Here is a 25871-nt window from a genome sequence, read left to right on the forward strand (position 1 = left end):
TTTTAATAATATACTCATATTTATTATAAACATTTTGACTTTAGAAAAAGTGGAAATTGTATTATTTTAATCGAAGTAACTATATTATTTTATCATTGAGCTGACATAATTCAACTTATCGGAAGTGTATATGCTTCAAATGATACAGATGGTATAATAGTGAGGTCGCCTTAACTTCCGGCGATATTTTCGACGGAAGGAGGTGAGACCAGTGGAGCTACTTTTTGTTAGTGTAATTGCACCTGTTGTTTCAGGATGCATAATTGCGAGTTTTACGTTTTGGCTAAACAACCGCAATAAATAATAAGGCGACATAGCCCACCAAAAAGAACCCCCAACCTACTGGAATAGGTTGGGGGTTCGGTGTTCCAATGGAACTACTTTTTGTTAAACATATTGTAACATCATAGTGGGTAGGAATGCAAAATAATATCATATGGAAGAAAAAATGTTAGATGCTGCTCTTACTAGTATTAATTTTAGTTTATTTAATACAATTATTATATATACAGATATATATATGTATATATCTGTTTAAAGCATTTTTCTATATATAAAGGAGTTTAATAAGTTAGATAGAAAAATATTATTTTTAATCTTTTGGCATCAATAATATTTTATGCAAGTTTAATGTTAATGCTTTTTAGTCTCATATTATTTCATAGAAAACACTATAAGTTATAATATGAAATTGCTAAATTTTAACAGTAATAGCATTATTGTTAACCGCGATCAATGGAATGGCACATTCAAAAGATTTGTCTCAATGGATTGTATTTTTACAATTGGTTCCGCATTTACTGCAATTGAAAAACTACTTTATAGTCAAAAAGTTTTAAATCCAAAGTTATAATATTAATAAATTTAGCATCGATTTTTCCTGTCAATATGAATTTTTTACACTCTCTAATACTAAGTACTTAGTGATTGTACCATGTTTATAACTGTAGTGAATAAAGGAGAGTGCCATTTATCTTCGTGATATACATAATAAATAGAAACTGCATTACTATATCTTTTATGTGCAGTTAAATCATTATTCATTAATTCATTTTCTATGCTTATATAAGGTAACAAAGCAATACCTAAATTTTCTTTTAAACATGATTTTATAGTTTCTATACTTTCAAATTCTATATGAGAATTTATTAGCCTATTTGTTGTATTAACAATATCTTCAAATGTTTTTCTAAATATACAACCATCTTCTGTAACTAAAAGAGTTTGAGTTTCAAGTAAATTTCTTAACGGGGTGATATTATATTCCTTTCCAGTAACTAATATCAAATCTTCTTTAGTTAATTTATGATAACTTAGTTCGTTTTCATTTTCTTGCTCCAAGACAAGAGCTAGATCAATATTTCCGTTTTTCAACTCATACTTAAGAGTATGTGGTTGTAGGTGCTTTATTTGTATATTTACTTTTGGATACTGTAATTTCATTTTTTTTAATAAGGTAGGTAATTTGTAAGTTAACAAAGTTTCAGGTGCTCCAATAGAAATGTCCCCTGATAATTCTTCATCATTGTTTATATCTCTAGCTTGTTTTTCTAAATTTATAATTTCCATAGCTTTCGGAAATAGTATTTTACCCGTCTCATTTAATATGACTTTTTTACCAATTCGATCGAACAAAGGTTTTTTTAATTCATTTTCCAATTCATGAATATGGGCAGTAACAGTTGATTGAGCATAACCTAAGACATCTGCTGCATGAGTAAATCCACCACATTTTACAATAGATACAAAAGTTTTTAAGTGTCGTATCTCCATATTTTCACCTCTCTTATCATTTTAAGCGATTGTACCATTTCCTTATATCAATTTCCTTAATGAGAAAAAGTTTTGTATGTTTAAATTAATATAGAAATTAAATATTTCTATATTAATTTAATTAGAAGGGTAGCGTGAAATATATGAGTTCTTATGCTTTTGGTAAAGTGAATTTTGACGAAAAGAAATTAGAAAAAGATTTGCAAACCCACACGACGTTTCCCAAAATTTCAGAGGAATATGATGAATTTAGTTCAGGTTTTTGGATGAACTGTACTTTATGGGGGGGCATCAGAAGATGAAAAAGATACTCAATATAGAGATTATAATCACGAAATTAAACAAACTAGTTATGGAAAGCAATTACCTTATATAAGCAATTTCATTCAAGAAAACTTTAATATAAAAAATTTAAAAATGGTTAGAACACGGAATCTTGTTGATGCTTTAATTATGCCTCACAGAGATTTTGTTGATTTAAATAAAGAAATGGAAAAATATTTCAGAGTATTTATACCATTAGAAACAAATGAACTAGCTTTCCATTCAGATGAAGATAATGTTTTTTGTATGAAAAAAGGAGAAATTTGGTTTTTAGATGCTGGTATTATTCATGCAGCAGCAAACTTCTCTAATAAAAATAGACTATTCTTATGCCTAGACTTTGTTTTTGACGAACCTTATACACCTAAAGATATTTTTACAAATAAAAATTTATATGATGAAAATATTAATCCTTATATAGTTGAACGTGAGGAAGTAGACTCAAATTATGGAGAAGAAATCATTAGAAATTTAAGTAATGTTATACATCACTATACTTTTAAAGAAATTGTATTCCTGTTATCCAAACTACATTTCTATAAAAAAATACCTATTGACATTTGTTATCGTTGGCTATTAGAAATATCTAAAAGGACAAATGATAAAGAGATGATTAAAAAGGCTAAACAAGTAAATGAATATCTAATTGAAAAAAGAGAATTGGGTGAACATTTTTCTTTTTCTGACTGGTCAACTTAATGTTACCCAAAAGTAAAGTTAGTACGAAAGACTGTGGCAATCGAGTCATTCATATGGGTGGCTCGATTATTATATTGAGGTGAGTAATAATGATTAACAATACAAAGAATTATTCGAAAGCATTTATAACAAATATGCTAGTTCCGGTTACTTTTATAATCATGTGGTCGAGTGGAGCGATTTTTGTAGAAAATGGATTGAAGTATGCCAATCCACTTGCTTTTTTAGTATATCGGTATCTATTTTCAATGCTTATTTTATGGGGGATTTATTTTTGGTTCAAATCCAAAAAGAAAAAAGAAAATCAATTTCCTAGATCTTCAAAACAATGGATACTGGTAATTTGTACTGGTTTTTTACAACAAGTGGGTTATCAATTATTTTTCTTTTTAGCACTAGATTTTAATGTTTCACCAGGATTATTGTCGATAATTTTAGGGGTACAACCTATACTTACAGCGTTAATAACCAAAGAAAGTAATACGAAATTGCAATGGGTAGGACTCATATTAGGTATGTTGGGGCTTATATTGGTAGTTGTACATAACTTAACTACAGGATCTATGTCTACTATTGGAATTATTTGTTGTTCTCTTTCTGTATTATCAATAACCCTAGGGACATTTTCACAAAATAAGATTAGTATTAGTCTGATTCCTAATATGGTAATACAATATACCATTAGTTTTATTATATTTATCACCTTTGCCCCATTTATAAATACATTATCTATAAACTTAACTTTTTCGTTTATCATATCACTTGCTTGGATGGTACTAATTATATCTATTGGGGCAACTATGTTGTTGTACTACATGATAAATAAAGGTAATTTGACAAAAGTTACAAGTTTATTTTACTGTGCCCCACCTCTCACAGCATTTATGGATTTTTTAATTTTCGGGCATAAAATGACTATACTTACTTTATCAGGACTAGCCTTAATAGTTATTTCCTTAATTATGATTAATAAGAAAAATGAAAGTAAGCCAGGCTCTTGATATTTATAATAACTTGAATGAAGCTTTTTAAAACGTTTTATTTTTGCAACACTAACATCAACATTAAGACATTTAGGTAAACTGGAAAAAATTTTTACTTAAAAGTAACAAGTGATAAATTTTTTATAGACGTAATTCAACTTATCGGAAGTGGATACTTATTGTAATAATGCTATAAGTTAAAAACTTGCTAAATCGTACAAAAAATTGTACAATTTAGATAATAAAATGTTTAACAACTGTAAGGAGGCATTTGATATGACTGTTAAATCCTATTCATATGTACGTGAACATTTCAAAGACATGATTAATAAAGTTAATGATGATAGCGATACGATAACAATTACAACAAAAGACCGTAATGCAGTTATAATGTCAGAAGATAATTATAATGAAATAATGGAGACACTATACTTGCAACAAAATCCTGCCAATGCAAAATATTTATCAGAATCTATTGAAAACCTAGAACGTGGTAATATAAAAACTAAGGATATTTTGATATAAGTGGCTAAATTGAATATTACCTTTTCACCACAAGCGTTTGATGATTATGAATATTTTCAGACAAAAGATAGAAAGATGGTTAAAAGGATTAATCAGTTATTAAAAAGTATCTCTAGAGATGGTGCATTAGATGGTATAGGTAAACCTGAAAAGTTAGTTGGCAATTTTTCTGGATATTACAGTAGACGAATTAACCAAGAACATAGATTAGTATATACAGTAAATGACAATGCAATATTAGTTGCATCATGCAGATATCATTACAAATAAAAGCACTCTACTATATCAAATAGTAGGGTGCTTTTATTTGTAATGATATTTATTTAAAGTTCTATACTATTCCTATCGATAAACACATTTATTATTTGAATAATAATACCTATAATAACTATAGCAAAAAAACAATAAATTAATATGTTAGTTGAAGCTCCTTGTGCAAGTAATAAACCACCTAATGCAGCGCCAATCGCACTTCCTAAATAATTTAGAGAGCTATTTAAGGCCACAGATGTGCTACCATGTTCAGAATGATTTTTTAATAATATATGTTGCTGTGGTGCTTGAGTAGCCCATCCCATTGCTCCCCATAGTATGAACGGTATAAGTCCTAAAATAGGAATTTTAATAAGTGTAGGGATTAACACTATACTAATCCCTAAAGTGACTAAAATGATAAGCATCAAAATTTGGGTGTTTTTAAATTTATCAATGACTAAACCGACTCCAAAACTTCCTAATAATCCTCCAATTCCCCAAGTAGTTAAGAAAAGTGTAATGTAGTGTGGTGAAATACCTTCACTTATAACTTGAGAAAGATAGGTGTATAAACCTAAGCTTGCAATTGCTGCACATACAGTTACAGAGACCACTCTTAATACATGTGGATCTATAAAAAGTGAGAATCTTTCTTTCAAGCTAGGTGCTGAAGGCATTTTAAAATCAGGAAGTAAAAAATATATACTTATAAAGGCAACTATACTTAAAATTACAATTATACCTATAGCAAACCTCCAATTAATTAAATTAGCTAATTGTAAGCCTATGGGAACCCCAACAACCGTACCTATACTCATGCCTCCAACTATAAAAGCTAATGCTTTTCCTTTATTTTTTTGACTTACTAAATGTCCACCCGAACTAACTGCCATAGGAGAGAATAATCCTGCACCTAGTCCAGCTATACATCTGGATAAGATATATATTGAATAGTTTAGAGATAGCATAGTAATCAAATTAGCTAATCCAAAAGTTAATAAAGCCAGTAAAAGAATTTTTTTCACAGAATACTTAGCTAGTATAGTTGAAAAAACAGGGGCTGATAAAGCAAAAAATAATGTAAAAACAGTAACGCCCTGCCCTATTTTAGCACTACTTTTATTAAAACTCTTTCCTATATCAGGTAATAGTCCAGCCACAATATAAGTATCCATCCCTAAAGCAAACATACCTAATGTTAAAATCCAAATTTTCTTCATGATTTAATCATTCCTAACAAATATATTTATGTATTTTAGCGTAGTATTATATTGTAATTAATGGAATAATGAATACATTAAGAGTGGTATTAAAGAAAAGTTAATAGGGGGAGTAATATATGAATATTGAATATATAGAGGATTTCATAAAAGTTGCTGAATATCAGAGTCTTAACCATGCTTCTAAGCTACTTAATATCAGTACCCCAGCACTTAGTAAGAGAATTAAGCGTGTTGAAGAATACTTTGAAGGTGACTTGTTTTATAGAACCTCTCGAGGCATATTTTTAACTGAGTATGGTGTGTTAGTTTTGAGTAAAGTTAAGATTATAAAAAGCGATATAGACGAATTAAAAGCAGAGACTTCAAAAAATGGAGATGCAACAATTAGAGTTGGTCTATTACCAAGCTTTTCATTGTATAAATGGGCTGAGAAAAAAGAAGCATTAATACAGCAAAGACTCTCCATAAAAATTGAAAGTAACACTCAAATTTTACTTGATCACTTACATAATGGGGATATAGATGTAGTTATTGGAGACATAACTGCTACAGAAAATAATCAACTTTATAGTAAAGTTTTATATCGTGAAAAATATATGGTGGTCTTTCCAAGAACTAGTGATTTAAGGCTATCCGATAGTATATTTGCTAGTAATTTAATAAATGAAAAGATACTTCTTCTTAATCCACCATGTGATACTTTATCTTTTATACAAAAACATCTCTCTAAAACTAAGATGAATCTTGAACATAAAAATGATTTAGAGTCCATACTGGCTAGTGTTAATGCTGAACAAGGAATAACAATCATTCCTCAATCATTAATAATACGAGTTGAAAGTATGAATCTTTTAATCAGAGAATTGGAAAATCATTCAAGGGAAGTTGGACTCATAGCATATAATAAAGAAATATTGCAAAAAGTATGGAGTATTTTAAGTGAATACATAGTGTAATAAGAGTACACCCTAATCATACAAAGTAGATTGTTGAAATTACAGCAACCTACATGTATGATTAGGGTGTATATTAAATATGGAGTGAAAATAAATGATTATAGGATATGCGAGAGTATCTTCGATAGATCAAAACTTAGAAAGACAATTGGATAATTTAAAGACGTTTGGTGTAGAGAAAATCTTTACAGAGAAGCAATCAGGAAAATCAGTTGAAAATAGACCTGTATTTCAAGAAGCCCTTAATTTTGTAAGAATAGGAGATCGATTCGTTGTGGAGTCCATTGATCGTTTAGGACGTAATTATGATGAAATTATTGAAACTGTTAATTATTTGAAAGAAAAAGATGTTCAGTTAATGATTACGAGTTTACCTATGATGAATGAAGTCATTGGTAATCCATTACTGGATAAGTTTATGAAAGATTTAATCGTTCAAATTTTAGCAATGGTTTCAGAACAGGAGAGAAATGAAAGTAAACGTCGACAAGCTCAAGGGATTCAAGTTGCGAAAGACAAAGGGGTATATAAAGGGCGCCCTTTACTTTATTCACCGAACGCGAAAGATCCTCAGAAACGTGTTATCTATCACCGAGTTGTCGAAATGTTAGAAAAAGGGAAAGCAATTAGTAAGATTGCGAAAGAGGTTAATATTACAAGACAGACAGTTTATAGAATTAAACATGATAAGGGATTATCTTGATAAATGGGTTGTCAATGCAAATGAGAGGCTCTCACAGTGTCTCAAAAATTAGTTCAGCCTTGTATTATAATACTTTAATAAATATACAAGAAAAGAGAATACCAATTGGTATTCTCTTTTCTTAATTAGGTTATATAGTAACATACAATGAATGTCATATATATTTGACATAAGCTTTAAGTGTCACATATAATGTACATATTAAAGTTGAAAGGGTGTTTGGCTTGAATAAAATCAAGGAGTACCGTCAACTCAGAAATTTTACTCAACTTGAATTAGCTAGAAAAGTAGATGTTGCTCGCCAAACTATTAATTTAATTGAGAACGGGAAGTATAATCCGTCTTTATCCCTATGTATTTCTTTAGCCCAAGTACTTAAAACTGATCTTAACACTTTATTTTGGAGGGATAATGAATATGAAGAATAAATTCTTAAAATATTTTATCAATACGGTAAATGACAGAGATGAATATCAGTTAAGAGAAATATATAAAGAATTAGCTTTTTCAGGAATACTTTTATGGTACTTAACTCTATTAATAATGTTTATAAGTCTTATAATTGACACAGTAAATAACACCTTGAACTTTTCAACTATAGCATTATTTCTACTTGTTATGGTTTATTCAATAAATATAGTTTTAAGATTAAGGAAGAAACGTCTTGATGATACGGATTGTGCAAGTCTTGAAGAATACAAAGATAAAAAAGAAAAGTTGAAGAAAAAATCAACAATCGCAGGTATAACGTGGGCCGTCTTTATGTTTATTATGATGCAGTATATTTTCCCATTTTTGTCTTATGGCTCGATAGACGTAAGTTGGTGGGATGTCTTGATATGGGGAATAGCCGGCTTAGCATTTGGCACAATAATCTATTGGAGTTCAGTATCTAAACTACAAAAGCACTTTTAAGAACATCCTTTCTTTTGCTAAAAATCAACATGGAATCAAAAAACATATTAAAAGAGACTTCTTATTAACAAGAAGTCTCTTAACTGTTTCATAATCAAAATTTGTCTTAATAACGAAGGTTTTGGGAATTTTTGTTTGAGAATTAGCTACTTCGTGAAGTTTAGTTAGTCATTCGCAAATTTAAACAATATAAGTTATAAAGAGTTTTCGCTATGTTTTTGACAAACCATTGAAATGTTAGAAGAATCTTTGGTAAAAGGTTCTCCGTTACTATCTCCGTAAATACCTAATATTTTAAAACCGTTTGATTTTAATTCTTTTTTTAATTGTTCTTTCGTAAAGTGTTGCATCCAGTCGTAAGTAGTTATTGTTTCACCAGATTCAAAATAGTACATACTTTGATTAAGTAGCACGTTATCTTCATACTTTTTAATTGAATAGAATAAAATAAAAGGATCTAAATCATATATATTATCTTTGTCGAAATAGTTCCAAAAATTTAAGTTTTGGTATTTTTGAAATTGATTATACGATGGCACGTCTAAGATTAAAATCCCATTATTATCTAGTGAAGAATATATTTTTTTGAGCAATTTCATCCTTTTTTCTTTATCGAATAGAGCGTAAATATAATAAATTAATAAGCAAACTTCGTATTTTTGTGTGCTATAGAAATTAAAAATATCTTTGCATATAAAATTAGTATTATCATTTTTGTAATGATTTTTTGCATAAGAAATCGCATTTTTTGAAAAATCAATTCCTGTTACTTTATAGTCCCTTTTGCCTAGCTCGTGGCAATAAATTCCTGGCCCACATCCCAAATCGAGTATTTTATTGAAAGAGAAGTGTTTAGCCCATTTATCAATAAAATCAATAGATTTTTGAATAGTGCTAGAATCTTTACTACCACCAGAAATTTCATTTTTAAAATGAGAATTAAGTATGAATGAATTTAATTTATTATTTGTCCAAATATTATCAGGACTTTTTTCGAAAACAACAGGGTCTTTTTTAGCATATTCAAATAAGTTACGCATTGTGGCACTCCTTTTAGTATTGAAATTTATTAATAAAGTATAAAAAAATTGCTAGTAAAAATAATGCTAGTAAAAAAGTTAGTCCTGGTAATAGAAAATCACGATTAGATGGTGATGCATAGACAAATTCCATAATAGATAAAGTTACTGAAGATATTCCTGAAATAACCATTAATATTGCTATAACTGTTAAAAACTTACTCATATAAACCTCCAATATATACTTATTTGGTATTGATAGCTTTAGCATTGTTGTCTTTTTGCTCTAAAGTATAAGTTGTTCCGTTATTATTTGAAATAATAGATAAATTTAATGATAAACGTTTGCTTATATCCTTCATAGATTTAATCCCTAAACCGATATTATCTTCACTAGTATCATACCCAATTCCAAAGTCTTGAATAGTTACTTTTTTATCAAGAACTATAAGAATTTTTTGAGTTTTGGAATGTCGATATATGTTTGAAAAGATGTTATCAAATAATCTTTTGAACCATAGGGTTTCACCTAACCATATTATTGATTTGTCATAAACTAACATTTCAATTTCAATACTTTCTTTAAAAAACAAATGATTCCATTTTTTTACAGTATCGTTAATAGCGTCATTAATAGTAATAGGCTTTTTAAAAACATAAAAGTTATCAATTGATTTTTGACTATATACATTGATTCTATTAGTTAGTTCACTTATATATTCAATTTTGTGGTTAATTGATTGAATTGCATCTTCAGAGATAATTTGTCGTTTATATAGTTGATAAAATTCTAATTTTATAGTAGTTAAGGGTGTATTTATATCATGAGATAACTGCTTTAAATAATTAGTATTATTAATTTCTTGGTCTTGTAATGATATCTCTTTAGATCGTAATCGATCAATCAAATTATTAATCGAGGATATTAACTGATCGATTTCATCATTGCTATTAGATTTCACTTCAATGTTTGCGGGTAATGAGTCATCAAAATTTATTTTTTGAATCGTTGTTTCAATTTTTTTAATCTTTTGTATTATGTTTTGTATTGATTTAGAGGCTAGTATTATTAAAATGATAAGTATAGAGAAAAACATAGCATATAGATTGAATATTAAAAATTCATTTGTAAACGATATATTTAAATGAAAATATTGAAAAATATTTGTTAAAAATGAATAACCATAAAATATTAAGAAATTCACAAAAATAAATATTATAGGTATTAGTAATACGCCACTTATCATCAAAAGATAGTACTTTTTTTTAATTCCCATAAATTTAACCTTCCTTAGTTACTAAACTGTAACCAAGACCATACGAATTTTTAATGATATTATTTTCATGGTCTTGAATTTTTGAACGGATTCTATTTATATAAACATTTAAAACACTATCAAATGTACTTCCAAAAGGCCATATTTTATCCATTATTTGTTCCTTAGTAAGAGTATGATCCCTATTTTCAAAAAGATAAAAAAACAAATTGAGTTCGGTCTTGGTGAATTTAATTTCCTTTTCATCTAGATAAACGGATCTATTTGTTTGATCAATTTTCAAATAAAATAATTCATATAAATCAGGCCCATAAAACATTAATATTAAATTTTTAATCCGCATAATTAATTCTATAGGCTCAAACGGCTTTTCTAAATAGTCATTTCCAATATCTAAGCCATTGTATTTAGAGTCTAAATCTAGCCGAGCAGTTAAAAAAATTATAGGCATGTCTTTTTGAGAACGAATTGTTTTAGCAATTTCTAGACCATTATTATTTGGGAGCATTATGTCCATCACAATTAAATGAAATTCTGAAAATGAAGTTTGAGCGATATGCCCGTCATTATCCATAATGGTATTAAAACCTTCGTCATCTAAAATTTGCTTTAAGAGGTTGGCTATAGATTTATCATCTTCAACTATTAAAATGTCATAGTTATTCATCTTAATCCCCCTTTTAACTATTTAATAAAACTAAAGATATTATCATTATAATAACATATAATAAAAATAATATTGCAGGGGCTTTAAATGTAACTTTTTTAGATTTATCTAGACTTTTTGATACTATAGTTATAAATGCTATAATTAAGCTTGATAGTAAACATAACATTGCAAAAATAATAAGAATACTTCCTAGAATCATATATACCCTCCTTTATGAAAAAAGATAGCAAAGAAAAGTTTCAAATTAATAAAAATATGAAAAAATAAGGGGCGATCTTTGTGTTAGAACCCAAAAATCCTTTGATCTACATATTAAATCAAATAAAATGGCCTAAAATATTATTAGCTATTACTATTGTAATTTCTCTCTTAGGAAGTGTGAGTGGTCTATTAATACCACTTTATACAGGGAAATTAGTAGACAATTTTGATTTGAAAAATATTAATGTAGGCTTTGTATCATTTTTTATTTTGATTTTTTTATTGAATGCATTATTTAGTGGTATTAGCCTTTACCTTTTAAACAAAATAGGCGAAAAAGTGATATATAGAATTAGAACTATATTATGGAAACATATAATTGAATTAGAGGTTCCATTTTTTGATGAAAATGAAAGTGGCCAATTAATGAGTAGGCTAACTGATGATACAAAAAATATAAATTATTTTGTATCATATAAGTTACCTAATTTATTACCTTCTATATTAAGTATCTTTGGTTCATTGATAATTTTATTTACAATGGATTGGAAAATGTCATTAATTATTTCAGGATTATTCCCTTTTTATTTAATAGTTATCCTTCCACTCGGTAAAATTATGCAAAAGGTGGCAATTAGTACACAAACTGAAATTGCTAAATTCAGTGGATTATTAGGACGTGTATTAACAGAAATTAGATTAGTAAAAGTTTCAAATACACAAAAAGAAGAATTAAATAGAGCAGATGGTAATTTATTAAATATATACGATTTAGGATTGAAGCAAGCCAAAGTTTCAGCTATTATTCAACCATTATCTAGTATAGTTATGTTATTAACAGTAGGTATAATACTTGGTTTTGGAGGAATGAGAGTAGCTTCTGGAGGTATGAGCGCTGGTACTTTAGTTACAATGATTTTTTATATTTTTCAACTATCTATGCCTTTAATAAATGTTTCTACTTTAATTACTGATTATAAAAAAGCAGTTGGATCTAGCCAAAAAATATATGAAATACTACAAGAAAAAACAGAAGAAACTCGTGGTTTTAATGATGTAGAAGACTCTGATATAATTTTTCAAAATGTCGAATTTTCTTACGGTAATAATAAAGTATTAAACAAAATAAATTTAAACATTTTAAATAATAAAGTTACTGCTATTGTTGGACCATCAGGTTCAGGTAAAACTACTATATTCAATTTGATTGAGAGAATGTATTCTATCAATCGTGGTAAAATATTACATAATAATCATTCCATATATGAATACGATTTGTATAAATGGAGAAGTAAAATAGGTTACGTTATGCAAACTAATGCTATGATGAATGGTACCATTAAAGAAAACATATTATATGGGATTGATCGTGAAGTTAGTAATCATGAAATGCTTAATATAATGAAAAATGCTAATTGCTTTGAATTTATAAATTCTTTGGAAGATGGATATGATACTTTTATTGGTGAAAAAGGTATTAAGCTTTCAGGAGGGCAAAAACAGCGCATTGATATAGCTAGATGCTTTGCTAAAAATCCTGATATTCTTTTATTAGATGAAGCTACAGCAAACTTAGATAGTCAAAGTGAGAAAAAAATTCAAGAAGCCTTCGATACTTTAATGTCAGGTAGAACAACAGTGATAATTGCTCACAGACTCTCTACAGTAAAAAAAGCAGACCAAATTATATTTTTAGATAAAGGAAAAGTTACAGGTATTGGAAAACATAAAGATTTAATGAACAATCATGAATTGTATAATAAATTTGTTATGAATCAGGAACTTAAAGATAATGAATAAGACATATTAAAGGATGGATAACTTTAGTTATCCATCCTTTAATATGTCTGTCATCTTCAATACACCATTCAAGTTATTAAAGAAAATTTTTTCAGATAAACTTGGATTTTGTGATATATCATAGTATGTATTCATAGCAGCTATGGCAGCAGAAACTTTACCTGCAGCTATAGAGTTTCCTACAGAATAAGTATGACCAAACTTACTGGAAGTAGTTAATATCCATTCATCTTTGACCCATTCATTCTTTATCCACATATCATAACCGTATTCTTTAAGGAGTTCATTATCTCCCCCATAGCTTAGTACATCTATATATATATCACTCTTATTTGAATAGCTTGACAGTCTATTAGATTTGTTAGCAGACGCTACGCCAATCACATTATTTTGCTGAGCAGGTAAATCTAATGCTAATGATTTACTATCAATATAATCATTTCTTTCTCTTTTTTTATTTTTTATATGCTCTAAAAAATTATCTTTATCATCAATATTGATACCATCATTTCCCAAAGCACCTACAATTACACATCCTTTTGACCTTGCATATTGTATAGCTTTTTTATATGCCTTTATTTCTGTATTATTGTGACTTAATATATAATCACCTAAACTTAAATTTATTACGTCTGAACTGTTTTTAGAAGCTTCTATTATAGCTTTTAAAATCCATATATTATCAGCTGACTTGCCTCCAAAAACTCTATATACTTTTAGGCCTGTATTAGGAGCTATTGAAGTAATATTGCCATTAGCACATATTTGTCCTGCTACTTGAGTACCATGATCTAACTTATCTTCCATATAAAATGGTTCACCGATTTCATCATCTTCTTTGCCTTTAAATCCATACTTTGGAACGAAATTTTCATAATACAATAGGTTTGATTTTAAATCAGCATGTGTTACATCAATACCTGAATCAATTAAGGCTACCGAGTGTTTATGTGAGCCTTTGCACTTTGAATAGGAAGTATAATTATTAGTAGTTTTAGATACATCCCACTGGAGTTTTCGTGCCATAGGTCGACCTTCTTTAACTCTTAAGTAAATTTCTGAAGATTTATCAATACTGATATTATTAATAAATAATAAGGGTGTTAAATCGTTGTACCTTACTTTAAGTTGAATCATCTGTATTTCATCAATCCGATAACATATAGTCAATTTATATAAAGCAACTATATGTAATAGTTCGTTATAACTATACATATTATTCGCCAAAACTGAAAAATATTCATAGACATAACTATCATTTAATACGGTATAGTATTTACTTTGGATTTTATTTAATTGCTTTTCCAATATTACACCTTCTCTTTTATAGCAATATATCTTTAATCAGTTCATTTTTTTTATTAATCAGATTGAATAATTGTCCTGTTTTACCTAAAAAGAAACTATAATTTTCATTAGGGTAATATAATCCAGAGGACCATTCATATGAAAAAGTATTACTCAAAATTTGATTAATATCATTAACTTCAATATTTAAAGATTTTAAAATCATTAAATTTCCGTGTGTACCATGACAAACGGATTGTAAGTTCTCCGGTAGATTTGGTTTTTGGATAAGCGAATCTGTAAATAAGTTAACATTTAGATTTTTATATGAACTATTTATCTTTTTGATTTCCGATCTTCCTAAAGCTAAACCAGATATACCATTACACCACACATTAATTAGGCTTTCTTTGTTAAAAATCAGATTCTCTAAATTTATTGCACTGTTTATAATTTTCCTTATATTTAACTCAGGTATTATATTCTCTGCTTTTACTAATGCTAAACAAATCCCAGTATTTCCATGAGCTAATCCTAATTTAAAATCGTTTGTGCCTGACCAATATACTTCATTACTGTTACTGAAAACTGCATTTTTTATAAGAACTTTTGAAAGTTTTTCAATATAAGTTTTTAAAATAGAATTGTATGTATCTTCATAAATATCGATTGTTAAAGATAGAACTCCTGCAACACCACCTAAATAATCTAAATTTATAGTTTCATTGACATCCAAATAAGCTATATATTCCTGTAATAAATTTTGTAATTCTTTTTCATTCAAAAGATCTATAGCAAAATGTTTTTTTAATATCAATAAATATTTGAAATAGGAAAACTTCCCATCATATATAGAGTAATTTAAAGAATCATCAGATAAAAATCCTTTATATATATAATTATTTAAATTGTCTATTTCATGTTCCTCAAGATTGAAATAGGAGAGTAAAACTATCGATACGCCTGCTAAACCATTGTACAAATCATAACTAATAGGTGTAAATACAGTATTGTTATAGTTATTTGTTTCTATATTAATTAATGTGTTTAAATTACGAAAACTATTTCTAATCTCATTTAACTCTTTGCTAAGGTTTGTTGAATATTCCCTTACTTTCAGGTTTCTAGTTGTGTCAGTCGCTATATTTTCTTTGTATGTTGAAATAGAGTTTTTTATCAACTGTAATTGAAGATCTAAGTCTTTTGTATTTAAACTTTGCAATTTTATATTTAATTCTTCTAAAGCAGATGTTTTGAAAAAATCATTAATGATAACTTTGCCATTATTTCGTAAATTCTTAGAGCTAATAGAAACATTAAAATAAGGAACATCTAAATTTGCAATAGAAAGTAACTCTTTTTCTGCAATTAAATTGCTTTCCTTAAAGTAAGTATTACTTTCTTTAAGAATTTCTAACACTCCATCAGATTTGTTAAGTTGCTTAAAATATTCAATAAATCTTGTATATACATAAGTAGGTCTTAATACACTTCTAACTTTAAAATCCTTCTCTAATAAATTATTCATGATAATATTCTTATCCATTTGTATTAATTTGTAACAATCTGAAAAACCTGCTACTAAATCAGAGGAGTAATTATAGATCTCATATGCAGTCCCATTTTTACTAGTAGGTATATTAGAAGAATGGTTTTTATTATTAATAATATTTTCAACTATTGATATCTGATCATTATCTTCATTAATTAATTGAGTGTGTATAAATGGACGATTTATTTGATTTGTAGTCCCCCCCATATATATAAGGTTAGAATTTTTGGAAATAGAAAATTCAAAAAGAAGTGTTTGTAATACTGTTTTGGCAATCATATTTTCTGATGGCTCTTCATAGTTATAATTAAATGACGGTTGAAGAATCGTTTCTAGGTCTATTAAAATAGGTGAATCTTCTGAAACGATTAAATTTTCATAATGCATGTCACTAGCATTAAGACAATATAATAAGCATGCCTGAATACCTAAATTATAGTAATAAGAATGTGCTAAGTTTTCAAAATTACAAGGTTGGTAATCTATAAATTCTTGCCATCCATAGTTGTCCAAAGAATATGTTTGAGGGACTTTTATATTTCTATTTAATTTATATGAAACTTCCTTCAATATATTATAATATGATAACTCTGGTTCTAAATTTTTAGGTTTATAAACAATTTTATTGTTATTATTTAAAGTGATAATTGCAACTGAAGCACCATCATTATGTGAATCTCCTATATCAAATCTAATATCCCTTATTTTACCATTCTCTATAAGGTCATTTATTTCATAATAATCTTTAATAAAGTTCTCAATAATATTATTGAAATGTTGTTGAAATTGGTTAAGTCTTTTTCTTACTTGATTTAATAAAGGAGAATATTTTGATTGCTGCAAATTTAATTTTTTCTTGTAATCATTTAAGTAAATATTTGAATATTTACTTAAATGATTTTCTTTGTTCAGTTCTTTGAAATCAAAAACTAGATATTCTATTGACAATTTTTCAAATATATCAAACATTTGGTTTTCTATATTTCCGATAATTTCTTTTTCTAAATATTGAGGATGTTTTTTTTGCAAACTTACTATTTTATTTTTATATTCTGCTAAAAAGTAATTGAAAAAAAATTTACTAAGTTCTGTTTTCATAAATTATCTCCTTATATAAATAGTGTCTCCCCATTTCAATGGGGAGACACTATTTGTCCTTGTATTAATTAGCCTTTACTTGGACACGGTCTTGTTACAGAAGCACAATCTGTAGTAGGACAAGCAGCAGCTGAAATTCCTACAGTGATCGTTGGAGTTCCTCTCGTTTCTGATGAATGGTTCGAAATTTCTCTCAAATCTTCTAAAGTAATTTTTTGGATTTCCTTCATAGTTATTCCTCCTAAATCATTTTACAGAATTTTAAAAAAAATCATATTGCCTTAACACTATATTATGTTAAACTAAAAATGCAGTATACAAGTAATCGTTTTCAAGATAACATATTGCAATAATTTTTTCAAATATTTTCAGGAGGTGCTACTTATGAGTAACAAAGATTTCGAAATTTTCTTAACAGCTGGCAATATTTCAGAAGAATTAGAAAGTACTCAGTTAGAAAACATCTACGGTGGTTCATCAGAACCAAGAAGAATTTCTGAAGACAATGACGGTAAACAATGTACAGTTACATGGGAGTGTTCTATCTGCCCAACTCATACATGTTTCTGTTAATTTTTTAGGAAACAAGCTAAGTATTATTACACCATTAATAATACTTAGCTTTCTTTATATTCTAAATAGTACTAAATAAAAAATAAGTATAGGATGATAAATATGGTAAGTGCAGATAATATATTACAAAAAATCCAACCTGAACTTAATGAAGAGCTGCTCAATAGTATTACTAAAAAGTATTTTAGTATAGACTATAAACAATTTAATGAAACTTATTATAATACAAATACATCTCCTGTCAGATTAAATTTAGATCCTGAAAATATTATAAATCTTGTGAATAAAAGTAAAAAAGTTAGTATAAATGAAAGCAGAGCGTTAAATATAATCATAGACTACTTTATTGAGATTAATAACATAGATTTTTTAGATGATATTAAAAAAATAACTTCTAATACAGCAATATCAAATCAAGTTAATAAAACTATTAAATTGAAATTATCTGATATGCTTATGCAATTTAGCTATCGTACTATAATCTACGATATAAATTATCTTAGATTAAAAGGCAGTTTTGAAAGCGTTGATGAAAAAGAACAATTTAATGAGTACATTCAACTTTTGCAAAACCCTGACTTTCTCAAAGAATTTATAAAAAAGTATTCTTCTTTATTTACCTTATTAAAAAGTACTTTACATAAATTAGAAAAAAGTATTCAAGAGTTTTTTCAGCATCTATATCAAGATACTAGTGAAATTAAACATTTTTATAATATAGGTAGTTTGACGCTAAAGACACTTCAGTTATCTATGGGCGATTTACATAACAACTCATCGATGGTTATTAAATGTGAATTCCATGAAATCTCATTATTTTATAAACCACGTAGCGGAAGCATAGATTTATTATACTCAAAGTTAATAGATGATATTAATCAAAATTTAAACACGAAATTAAGATATACAAAGAACTTAGTTAAAAAGAATTACTTTTGGGTAGAAGAAATAGCATTTAAAGAATGTCACTACAATGAAGAAATAGAAAATTTTTATTTAGAATTAGGAATGCATTTATGCTTATTATATGTATTAGGAGCAACAGATTTTCATTCTGAAAATCTAATTGCCTACAAAGATCATCCAGTATTAATCGACTTAGAAAGCACTATAGGAATTAGATTTAAAAATAGCAAATTTAAAAATGCAACGTCTTATAATAAATATAAGTTATCAACTTCTGTTAAATCTATTGGTATTTTACCGTTTATTTTTGGAGACAATCGAAAATCGGATATTAGTGGTATTGGAAGAAAAGGAAAAACCCAGTCAAATATTAAAGTTCCTATAGTTGAAAACAAAGGAACTTCATCTCTTAAAATTGATAGGAAATATACTGAAATAGGAGAATCTTCTAATCATCCTAAATTAAATGCTGATTATGTGGATGAAACAAAGTATATTGAAGAAATTAAAAAAGGTTTTTCTATAACTTATAAATATATTAAAAATAATAAAAAGAAATTCTTAAACATACTTAATTATGAAAATGAAGTTTTAGCTCGACATATTAATAAACCCACTATGTTTTATTCAAATATACTTAGTTTGAGCTATCATCCTATTATCATTCAAAATATTGCTTTAAGAGACTTATTTATTGCTACTCAAGTAGAGAAAAACTCTGATGAGTTGTATAAACATGAATTAGATGACTTAATTGATAATAATATTCCCTATTTTAATTTCAATATTAAAAACAGTGCACTTTATCATAATGAAACACTTATATACCCCAACTATTTCAGTGGGAGCGCTATCGACAGTATAACTTTCAAGTTAAAAGAACTAAATTCGAAAGATCTAAAAGAACAATTAGACATTATTGATGAATCTTTATTTAAAGATAGTGGGATTATATCTTTAAAAGATGAGGAATATTCAATCAAAGATTACTCATCAGAATTTAAATTATATAACGAAAGTAAAGTAAATAGTAACTTCAATCAATTAATTAATGATATAGAACAAGAAGTAATTAAAAATGAAATAAAAAAAGATCAAACTTATAGTTGGACGACATCTCTACTATATGGATCAATTGGTAACCGTTCTATTCAAAAATTAGTTATGAATGAAAATTTATATGATGGGCTGAGTGGTATGGCTTTATATTATTTTGCTTTATATAAGCACTATAAAGATAAAAAATATCTTTTAAAATCTTTAAATATTTTAAGTGATATTAAACAAAACTTAAAAACACAAAACTTGCCAATTGGATCATTTGATGGTGCATTTTCATATATTTATGTATCTGCCGTTATATTCAAAGAAACAAAGGATGAAGAATTACTTAACGAATGTATCAAAGCTATAAAATTATTAGAAAATAATATAATGACTGATAATCTAAATGATTTTATAAGTGGTAATGCTGGTGTCTTAGTTATTCTCATAAACTTATATAAAATTGTTGAATCAAATTATTATCAGAAATATCTAAGGAAAGTAATTAATTTATGTACAGAAAGATTACTTGCTAATGCTATTCATAAAGAAAATGGTACTATCACTTGGCATTTTATAGATAATAAAGAATTAACAGGTTTTGGTCACGGTAATTCCGGAGTAGTATTTGCTTTAAAAAAATATTTGAATGAAATTGAAAATTCTGAAGCAATTTTAAATATTATCAACAAAGCAGATATGTATGAAGATCAATATAGAGTAGATAATTATTGGAAACATTACAATCATGAGGAATCTCAACCACCTTTTGCTTGGTGTCATGGCAGCCCAGGAATACTATTAAATAGATTAGAATTTAATAATGCTCAAATAGATAATAAGAGATTAGCCCATGAAATCTTACGCCAAGGCTTCTCACGTACACAATGCTTATGTCATGGGGACTTAGGAAATGCAGTAATACTTAAATATTCAAAATTAGTAGATACAAAAAAAATAATAGCTATTATTTCTGAAATTCTAGAAGGTAAAAAAGTGAAAGACATAAAATGTGGACTTGGTGCAAATATTCAAAATCTAGATTTAATGACTGGATTAACAGGAGTATCTTATGGTTTAATTTATTTGATCAATCCCGAAGTCCCTAATATTTTAACTTTAGAAATTTAAATTGTTATAATTTTGTTACTATTTCTAACTAACATAAGAAATATAAATCCTTACTAAATGGAGGTAACACAATGATTAGTATTAAAAACTTAACAGTAAAAAACAAAAGTCAATCAATACTAAATAATATTAACTATGAATTTGATGATGGAAAGGTATATGGCTTACTTGGTCCAAATGGTTCAGGAAAGACAACACTTTTCAAAACAATTATTAATGTTATAAATTACTCAGGTGAGATAAATAAAGGTTTTAATTCCAATGACATCGGTCATTTAATTGAGTATCCCGCATTTTATAATAATATAAATTGTTTAGATAATTTGAAGTTGCACTCTATTTATAAGGGTCAAGCTAACGTTGATTTAAAAAAATATCTAGAAATGGTTAATTTAGATAAAGCTGAACAAAAAAAATTCAAACAACTTTCTATGGGAATGAAACAGCGCTTAGGAATTGCAAGATCTTTAATTGGTAATCCTAAAGCAATTATTTTAGATGAACCATCCAATGGATTGGATCCTATTGGTATTAAAGATATGCGAGAAATAATTTCAAAAAATGTGAAATCTGAGAATAGAACTACAATAATCTCTAGCCATATACTTAAAGAAATTATTGAATTTGCAGATATATTATTATTTATCAAAGATGGAAAAATAGTAGCTAATATAAAAAATAATCATACAGACTATGGCTTAATAAAAACAGATTTATCTAAAGTTTCAAAACAGAGTGACTCTGCTCAATATAGTGGAGAATATACAATTTTATCAGATGATAGTTATAGTTATATAATAGGAGACTATAAGAACTTAAAAAATCAAAAAATAGATGCTGATATTCAAAAATTAAACTTAGAAGATCTATATTTAAAAATCATGTCTATAAATGCTAAAGAGGTGCTTCTTAAATGATACAACTTATTAAAAATGAACTGTTCAAAATAAAAAGTGAAAAATTTATTTTAGTTATTGTATTACTTAGCCTTATACCTCTATTAATGAATTTAGCTAACTTCATTGTAAATGATTCTAATCTATCTCTTGATAAAGGGTTTTACTTTAGGTTTTACAATCAATATCTTATGCTAATTCCTATAATAACAAGTATTTTAGCAGCATCAATTTTTTATCTAGAATATAAAAACCAAACATTTTTAAATTGGATTTCTTATTATAATAAAAGACAAAAGCTATTTTTATCAAAATTGCTAACTTCATACTTAATATCAACAATATTGGCGCTTTTAAATTTAGCAGCAATACTTCTATTTTATATCATAAATGGCGTTACTATTGGTGATTTATCTAAAATAATTATTTCATTTTTAATATTGAATTTTTTTACAATATTTATTATGACTGTTGTTATTACATTTTTTATTAATCTAACTCAAAATATAATAATTGCAATTGTATGTGGAATTGGAATTTCATTAGTAACTATGATTTTTATGGCGGCACCTTTTTCATACATTTTCCCTACTTCTTTAGGTTATCGCCTTGGATTAAAGTTTATTGACCCTTCATTTTATTATAGTTCTCCAGTAACACATACGATAATTGGTTTTATTATAACACTTGTTATTTTTATTATTTTTTATATTCTATCTTTTAAAACAATGAAAGTGAGATAATGTTTCTTCGCTTTCTAGAAAGGAGTTTTACTATGGAAATTATTACTACAATATTAGGTATGCTTCTTGTACCACTGGCTATAATAACTATTGTTTTATTACTTACGGAAGTTATTACAAAAGGGCCCCAGAAAAGAAATTTTAAATCAACATATACTTTTGCTGGGATAACAATCCTTTGCTTAGTAATATTTTTAATACTAACTAATATTTTAGTATGACTTAAAACCCTTAAAGTTTTAACATCTTTAATCAATATTTAAGTCATAATGATTTTTGGACTGATAATCACGAAAAAATAAAGCCATCCTGCATGATTTAGAAAATGGCTTATCTCGAAAACGTATGTTGAATTATACAGTTTTACTAGAAAGATTTGAAACGTTAGCTTTTAAGCTAGCGTTTTTTATGTATTATTGCCCTAAGGAATTATAGCGTTCAACTTTCATAATTAGCCAATTTTTTAAAATTCTTTTCATATTTATAAAAGATTGGAATCGTTATAATGTCAATTTAAGTTTATACAAAGAAAACAGAGGGCTATTCACACGTGTTTCAGGTGTTGGATAGCAATTAGCGAGATATTTAAAACCTAATATACCGAGTACCTTTCTATTCGAAATATAAGGAGATTATATGAAAAACAGATTAAAAGAACTTCGTTCACGTAAAAAATATACACAAACAGATTTATCTGAGAAAACTGGCATTTCAAGACAAACTATTTCATTAATCGAAAGAGATAAATTCACTCCCTCTATACTGATAGCAATTAAAATATCTAGAATTTTTAATGAACAAGTTGAAAATGTATTTATTATAGAGAAACAAGATTTATAAAATTATTAATTCTTTTATATTTTAGGGTATAACAATAAAAACCAATGTTTTTCAGAAGTTTGCTCTGGATTGAAAAAAAACAGTTTTTTTATAAGGTTTGGGCAAATTAAAATCCACACTTACCTGTAATCTCTCTTGATAACTTATATAATTTCATCAATCTTTTTTGAATATTTAAAAGTATTACAATACTAATTCAGCTATATAAGTAAATTTCAAACTGAAAGCTATGCATTATTAAATAACATTAACTTGACATAATCGATGATTATCAGAAGTCCAGTTAACATAAAAAAGAAGCGCCAAGTTTAAATACTTGATGCTTCTTTTTAAATTACAGTTAGTTACCAAATAAACGACTCCAAAAACCTTTTTTAGGTGGTTGTTCTACCTTGTTATCAGGATCATTATTTATTTCTTCAGATGAATTATTACCTTTAAGTAATTCATCTTCTTCTAAACTGTTATCATTGCTCTCTTCAGGCATCTCTTTATTTCTATCTCTTATGTCTTCTTCTGCTGTCTTGTTTGCTTGTGGTTGATTAACATTTTTAACTTCTTCAGTAAATTTTGCTTCTTGCGTATTAACATTTTGTCTATCATTCGTAGATTGATCAAAAGAATAATTAAGTTGTCTTTCTTCTTCTAATTGATTCTCTAATTTTTGAATCTTTTTATTGCTTTCTAAAGCTAATATTTGTTGATTTTCAAGCAATTTTGATCTTTCCTGTAACTCTTTTCTATAGAATTCTATTGTTGTGTTGTGACGACTTTCTTGCTTTTCAATCTGGCTATTTAAGGTTTCAATTTGATTTTTTAATATTTCTATTATTTGAGTGTCATTTTTAGATTCAACATTAATATTATCTGATTCATTATTTTTTTTATCCGCTGTGGTAGTTTCGAACCCATATTTTTTTTTATTTTCATTCACCCTTTGAATTATTTTTTCTACATCAGTATCTTCTTTAATGAATGAAGTGTTTTCTTGCTTTATTGTTTCTATATTTAGTCGTTTAATATTATTAAAAATTGTTTGTTTACTAACTTTTAATTCTTCACTTAACATTTTCACACTTTTCACATAATCAACCCTTTGTAAACAGTTTATAAACCCTTTACAAACCATTATAAAACTATAGATGCTTTAATACAAGATAATACAATATGAATAAAAAAACACATTTTATAAAGGGTTTATCTAGGGTTGATAGGATTTGTCAAAGGTTTATCAACCTTTTATGAACCTTTGACGGTTATCCATTTTCTCCTTTTATAACCTTATTTAAAGTGCTATAATATACTTAACATATCAAAAACCCCCAACTACTGGTAATAGTTGGGGGTTGGTAATAAAACGTTACAGCACGTTTGTTTAATATAAAATTTGTACTTGTATTATATAATGAATAACATCTTAGTGCAAGCTCCTAAATCTTTAAATAAATGTAAAGCTATATAAAAGCGTTTTATTACCTCTTACCACACTAAATTTCGGAAAGAGGTTTTTTATTATGTCAAATTTCAAAAGAATTACAATACAAGAGTTTGAACAAGAAAGATTTTATAAACTATATAAGTTTTTATTTGAAGATGATTATTTTAGAAAGCTCAGTGACTCTGCCAAAATTGCTTATTGTATGTTTAGGGACCGGTTCGAATTATCTAAAATAAACAATTGGATTGATGAAAATGGAAATGTATATTTAATATTTACTACTAAAGATTTATGTGAACTTTTAAATTGCGGAACTCAAAAAGTAACCAAAATTAAGAAAGAATTAGAAAATTTTAATCTTTTAGAGCAAGAAAGAATGGGTTTAAACAAACCAAATAAAATTTACTTGCTAGAACCTAAAAAACCATATAAACACAATGATAGCAAGGAATTTCGAAAATCAAAATTCCAGAATAATGAAAATCAAAATTCCAGAGTTTTGAAAGTCAAAAAACAAGAATTTCGAAAATCAAAATCAAATGATACTGAGTTTAATAATACTAACTATATAGAGACTGAGAACAATGATACGAATGATTTGAATGATACAAATAACAATATTTCTACAACTAACAATCATTCGTATCATACAAATCACCAAAACACTGAATTTAATAACGATGCTTTAAAATTCCAATTACTTGAAGAATTACCAAATCAAATTAAAGATTATTTAAGTAATTTTGAAATTAGAGAGATTCGTATTATTAAAAGTGTTTTACTTAAAGGGAAAAAATCTTTTAATAACTCACATAATACATATTACCGTTTAGAAGATGTGGAATTTGATCTAGTAAGTGTCTTAAAACGTTTTAAAGCAATGCTGCTACAAAAGAGCGAAACTGTTGAAGCCATGCAAGGTTATTTGATGCAATCGATTAAAGCTGAACTAGAAGAGATACATGCGCTTAATATGCGTCGTCAAAATATGCCTAAGTATAATATCTTTAACGAATAATTCAAATGAGCTTACAGCAATT

At 27.1% G+C, this 25871-nt stretch carries 27 protein-coding genes; 17 read left to right on the forward strand and 10 right to left on the reverse strand.

The features are described from left to right. Positions 1-211 precede the first annotated feature (211 nt). On the forward strand, positions 212-304 hold the full coding sequence (locus NGI30_RS10890; RefSeq protein WP_129314725.1) for a type I toxin-antitoxin system Fst family toxin: 93 nt from the start codon (positions 212-214) through the stop codon (positions 302-304). A gap of 608 nt (positions 305-912) precedes the next feature. On the opposite strand, the gene NGI30_RS10895 is transcribed toward NGI30_RS10890, so the two are convergent. Further along, positions 913-1773 carry a LysR family transcriptional regulator gene (locus tag NGI30_RS10895; RefSeq protein ID WP_046467745.1) on the reverse strand — a complete coding sequence of 287 codons (861 nt, stop codon included), beginning with the start codon at positions 1771-1773 and terminating at the stop codon, positions 913-915. A gap of 384 nt (positions 1774-2157) precedes the next feature. Between NGI30_RS10895 and NGI30_RS10900 the strand changes: the two genes are divergently transcribed. From NGI30_RS10900 to NGI30_RS10915, 4 genes are all read left to right on the forward strand, one after another. Continuing rightward, on the forward strand, positions 2158-2796 hold the full coding sequence (locus tag NGI30_RS10900; protein ID WP_251944093.1) for an aspartyl/asparaginyl beta-hydroxylase domain-containing protein: 639 nt from the start codon (positions 2158-2160) through the stop codon (positions 2794-2796). A gap of 89 nt (positions 2797-2885) precedes the next feature. Then, positions 2886-3797, forward strand: coding sequence for a DMT family transporter (locus tag NGI30_RS10905; RefSeq protein WP_046467744.1), 912 nt, complete (start codon positions 2886-2888; stop codon positions 3795-3797). 258 nt (positions 3798-4055) lie between these two features. After that, a complete protein-coding gene (locus tag NGI30_RS10910) occupies positions 4056-4304 on the forward strand; it encodes a type II toxin-antitoxin system Phd/YefM family antitoxin (protein ID WP_048794468.1) in 249 nt (82 codons plus the stop codon). Continuing rightward, positions 4305-4574, forward strand: a complete 270-nt coding sequence (locus tag NGI30_RS10915) for a Txe/YoeB family addiction module toxin (protein ID WP_048794467.1) — start codon at positions 4305-4307, stop codon at positions 4572-4574. 53 nt (positions 4575-4627) lie between these two features. Here the strand turns inward: NGI30_RS10915 and NGI30_RS10920 are convergent, their stop codons facing one another. After that, complete coding sequence (locus tag NGI30_RS10920; protein WP_048794466.1) at positions 4628-5779, reverse strand: MFS transporter; 1152 nt, start codon at positions 5777-5779, stop codon at positions 4628-4630. Between the two features lie 119 nt (positions 5780-5898). On the opposite strand from NGI30_RS10920, the gene NGI30_RS10925 reads away from it, so the two are divergent. The 4 genes from NGI30_RS10925 to NGI30_RS10940 all read left to right on the forward strand — a co-directional run bounded on the left by NGI30_RS10925 (position 5899) and on the right by NGI30_RS10940 (position 8356). Continuing rightward, positions 5899-6738 carry a LysR family transcriptional regulator gene (locus tag NGI30_RS10925; RefSeq protein ID WP_048794465.1) on the forward strand — a complete coding sequence of 280 codons (840 nt, stop codon included), beginning with the start codon at positions 5899-5901 and terminating at the stop codon, positions 6736-6738. 94 nt (positions 6739-6832) lie between these two features. Next, the gene (locus NGI30_RS10930; RefSeq protein WP_251944062.1) at positions 6833-7441 is read left to right on the forward strand and encodes a recombinase family protein; all 609 of its coding nucleotides are present in this window, start codon (positions 6833-6835) and stop codon (positions 7439-7441) included. A gap of 224 nt (positions 7442-7665) precedes the next feature. Then, positions 7666-7869 (forward strand): helix-turn-helix transcriptional regulator, encoded by a 204-nt coding sequence (locus NGI30_RS10935; RefSeq protein WP_040030498.1) that lies wholly within the window; start codon positions 7666-7668, stop codon positions 7867-7869. Continuing rightward, on the forward strand, positions 7859-8356 hold the full coding sequence (locus NGI30_RS10940) for a DUF3278 domain-containing protein (protein ID WP_168246618.1): 498 nt from the start codon (positions 7859-7861) through the stop codon (positions 8354-8356). The genes NGI30_RS10935 and NGI30_RS10940 overlap by 11 nt, the downstream gene beginning before the upstream one ends. Positions 8357-8550: 194 nt before the next feature. Here NGI30_RS10940 and NGI30_RS10945 read toward each other — a convergent pair whose 3' ends face one another. From NGI30_RS10945 to NGI30_RS10960, 4 genes are read right to left on the reverse strand one after another with little or no spacing between them, the layout of a single operon-like run. After that, positions 8551-9396 carry a class I SAM-dependent methyltransferase gene (locus NGI30_RS10945; RefSeq protein WP_251944065.1) on the reverse strand — a complete coding sequence of 282 codons (846 nt, stop codon included), beginning with the start codon at positions 9394-9396 and terminating at the stop codon, positions 8551-8553. Between the two features lie 13 nt (positions 9397-9409). Continuing rightward, on the reverse strand, positions 9410-9601 hold the full coding sequence (locus NGI30_RS10950; protein ID WP_251944068.1) for a hypothetical protein: 192 nt from the start codon (positions 9599-9601) through the stop codon (positions 9410-9412). Between the two features lie 19 nt (positions 9602-9620). Continuing rightward, positions 9621-10652, reverse strand: coding sequence for a hypothetical protein (locus tag NGI30_RS10955; protein WP_251944071.1), 1032 nt, complete (start codon positions 10650-10652; stop codon positions 9621-9623). Positions 10653-10656: 4 nt separating this feature from the next. Further along, a complete protein-coding gene (locus NGI30_RS10960; RefSeq protein ID WP_251944073.1) occupies positions 10657-11319 on the reverse strand; it encodes a response regulator transcription factor in 663 nt (220 codons plus the stop codon). A gap of 282 nt (positions 11320-11601) precedes the next feature. On the opposite strand from NGI30_RS10960, the gene NGI30_RS10965 reads away from it, so the two are divergent. Continuing rightward, positions 11602-13323, forward strand: coding sequence for an ABC transporter ATP-binding protein (locus tag NGI30_RS10965; protein ID WP_251944076.1), 1722 nt, complete (start codon positions 11602-11604; stop codon positions 13321-13323). A 27-nt stretch (positions 13324-13350) separates the two neighbouring features. Here NGI30_RS10965 and NGI30_RS10970 read toward each other — a convergent pair whose 3' ends face one another. From NGI30_RS10970 to NGI30_RS10980, 3 genes are all read right to left on the reverse strand, one after another. Beyond that, positions 13351-14631, reverse strand: a complete 1281-nt coding sequence (locus NGI30_RS10970) for a S8 family serine peptidase (RefSeq protein WP_251944078.1) — start codon at positions 14629-14631, stop codon at positions 13351-13353. 16 nt (positions 14632-14647) lie between these two features. Then, entirely contained in the window at positions 14648-17260 is a 2613-nt protein-coding gene (gene lanM / locus NGI30_RS10975) for a type 2 lanthipeptide synthetase LanM (RefSeq protein WP_251944081.1), read from the reverse strand. A 68-nt stretch (positions 17261-17328) separates the two neighbouring features. Then, positions 17329-17490 carry a class II lanthipeptide, LchA2/BrtA2 family gene (locus NGI30_RS10980; protein WP_251944083.1) on the reverse strand — a complete coding sequence of 54 codons (162 nt, stop codon included), beginning with the start codon at positions 17488-17490 and terminating at the stop codon, positions 17329-17331. Positions 17491-17644: 154 nt separating this feature from the next. On the opposite strand from NGI30_RS10980, the gene NGI30_RS10985 reads away from it, so the two are divergent. From NGI30_RS10985 to NGI30_RS11010, 6 genes are all read left to right on the forward strand, one after another. Further along, the gene (locus tag NGI30_RS10985; RefSeq protein WP_251944085.1) at positions 17645-17833 is read left to right on the forward strand and encodes a plantaricin C family lantibiotic; all 189 of its coding nucleotides are present in this window, start codon (positions 17645-17647) and stop codon (positions 17831-17833) included. A gap of 102 nt (positions 17834-17935) precedes the next feature. Then, a complete protein-coding gene (locus NGI30_RS10990) occupies positions 17936-20914 on the forward strand; it encodes a type 2 lanthipeptide synthetase LanM family protein (protein ID WP_251944087.1) in 2979 nt (992 codons plus the stop codon). Between the two features lie 71 nt (positions 20915-20985). Further along, a complete protein-coding gene (locus NGI30_RS10995; RefSeq protein WP_154812172.1) occupies positions 20986-21831 on the forward strand; it encodes an ABC transporter ATP-binding protein in 846 nt (281 codons plus the stop codon). Beyond that, positions 21828-22553 carry an ABC transporter permease gene (locus NGI30_RS11000; protein WP_251944089.1) on the forward strand — a complete coding sequence of 242 codons (726 nt, stop codon included), beginning with the start codon at positions 21828-21830 and terminating at the stop codon, positions 22551-22553. Before NGI30_RS10995 ends, NGI30_RS11000 begins: the two co-directional genes overlap by 4 nt. A gap of 32 nt (positions 22554-22585) precedes the next feature. Then, positions 22586-22774: a hypothetical protein gene (locus NGI30_RS11005; protein WP_154812170.1), complete on the forward strand. Its 189-nt coding sequence runs from the start codon at positions 22586-22588 to the stop codon at positions 22772-22774. Between the two features lie 415 nt (positions 22775-23189). Next, on the forward strand, positions 23190-23393 hold the full coding sequence (locus NGI30_RS11010; protein ID WP_154812169.1) for a helix-turn-helix transcriptional regulator: 204 nt from the start codon (positions 23190-23192) through the stop codon (positions 23391-23393). A gap of 340 nt (positions 23394-23733) precedes the next feature. On the opposite strand, the gene NGI30_RS11015 is transcribed toward NGI30_RS11010, so the two are convergent. Further along, positions 23734-24477 carry a DUF536 domain-containing protein gene (locus NGI30_RS11015; protein ID WP_186364182.1) on the reverse strand — a complete coding sequence of 248 codons (744 nt, stop codon included), beginning with the start codon at positions 24475-24477 and terminating at the stop codon, positions 23734-23736. A gap of 430 nt (positions 24478-24907) precedes the next feature. On the opposite strand from NGI30_RS11015, the gene NGI30_RS11020 reads away from it, so the two are divergent. After that, positions 24908-25849 carry a replication initiator protein A gene (locus tag NGI30_RS11020; RefSeq protein WP_251944091.1) on the forward strand — a complete coding sequence of 314 codons (942 nt, stop codon included), beginning with the start codon at positions 24908-24910 and terminating at the stop codon, positions 25847-25849. Positions 25850-25871: the final 22 nt, after the last annotated feature.

It is taken from the genome of Staphylococcus sp. Marseille-Q5304, from assembly GCF_943737015.1.
Taxonomy (GTDB): domain Bacteria; phylum Bacillota; class Bacilli; order Staphylococcales; family Staphylococcaceae; genus Staphylococcus; species Staphylococcus hsinchuensis.

What these genes read in the sequence shown, in the direction of transcription:
- NGI30_RS10895 (WP_046467745.1), bottom strand. Translation starts at nt 1,773, where the DNA reads ATGGAGATACGACACTTAAAAACTTTTGTATCTATTGTAAAATGTGGT.
- NGI30_RS10905 (WP_046467744.1), top strand. Translation starts at nt 2,886, where the DNA reads ATGATTAACAATACAAAGAATTATTCGAAAGCATTTATAACAAATATG.
- NGI30_RS10910 (WP_048794468.1), top strand. Translation starts at nt 4,056, where the DNA reads ATGACTGTTAAATCCTATTCATATGTACGTGAACATTTCAAAGACATG.
- NGI30_RS10920 (WP_048794466.1), bottom strand. Translation starts at nt 5,779, where the DNA reads ATGAAGAAAATTTGGATTTTAACATTAGGTATGTTTGCTTTAGGGATG.
- NGI30_RS10925 (WP_048794465.1), top strand. Translation starts at nt 5,899, where the DNA reads ATGAATATTGAATATATAGAGGATTTCATAAAAGTTGCTGAATATCAG.
- NGI30_RS10930 (WP_251944062.1), top strand. Translation starts at nt 6,833, where the DNA reads ATGATTATAGGATATGCGAGAGTATCTTCGATAGATCAAAACTTAGAA.
- NGI30_RS10940 (WP_168246618.1), top strand. Translation starts at nt 7,859, where the DNA reads ATGAAGAATAAATTCTTAAAATATTTTATCAATACGGTAAATGACAGA.
- NGI30_RS10945 (WP_251944065.1), bottom strand. Translation starts at nt 9,396, where the DNA reads ATGCGTAACTTATTTGAATATGCTAAAAAAGACCCTGTTGTTTTCGAA.
- NGI30_RS10950 (WP_251944068.1), bottom strand. Translation starts at nt 9,601, where the DNA reads ATGAGTAAGTTTTTAACAGTTATAGCAATATTAATGGTTATTTCAGGA.
- NGI30_RS10955 (WP_251944071.1), bottom strand. Translation starts at nt 10,652, where the DNA reads ATGGGAATTAAAAAAAAGTACTATCTTTTGATGATAAGTGGCGTATTA.
- NGI30_RS10960 (WP_251944073.1), bottom strand. Translation starts at nt 11,319, where the DNA reads ATGAATAACTATGACATTTTAATAGTTGAAGATGATAAATCTATAGCC.
- lanM (WP_251944081.1), bottom strand. Translation starts at nt 17,260, where the DNA reads ATGAAAACAGAACTTAGTAAATTTTTTTTCAATTACTTTTTAGCAGAA.
- NGI30_RS10980 (WP_251944083.1), bottom strand. Translation starts at nt 17,490, where the DNA reads ATGAAGGAAATCCAAAAAATTACTTTAGAAGATTTGAGAGAAATTTCG.
- NGI30_RS10985 (WP_251944085.1), top strand. Translation starts at nt 17,645, where the DNA reads ATGAGTAACAAAGATTTCGAAATTTTCTTAACAGCTGGCAATATTTCA.
- NGI30_RS10990 (WP_251944087.1), top strand. Translation starts at nt 17,936, where the DNA reads ATGGTAAGTGCAGATAATATATTACAAAAAATCCAACCTGAACTTAAT.
- NGI30_RS10995 (WP_154812172.1), top strand. Translation starts at nt 20,986, where the DNA reads ATGATTAGTATTAAAAACTTAACAGTAAAAAACAAAAGTCAATCAATA.
- NGI30_RS11000 (WP_251944089.1), top strand. Translation starts at nt 21,828, where the DNA reads ATGATACAACTTATTAAAAATGAACTGTTCAAAATAAAAAGTGAAAAA.
- NGI30_RS11005 (WP_154812170.1), top strand. Translation starts at nt 22,586, where the DNA reads ATGGAAATTATTACTACAATATTAGGTATGCTTCTTGTACCACTGGCT.
- NGI30_RS11010 (WP_154812169.1), top strand. Translation starts at nt 23,190, where the DNA reads ATGAAAAACAGATTAAAAGAACTTCGTTCACGTAAAAAATATACACAA.
- NGI30_RS11020 (WP_251944091.1), top strand. Translation starts at nt 24,908, where the DNA reads ATGTCAAATTTCAAAAGAATTACAATACAAGAGTTTGAACAAGAAAGA.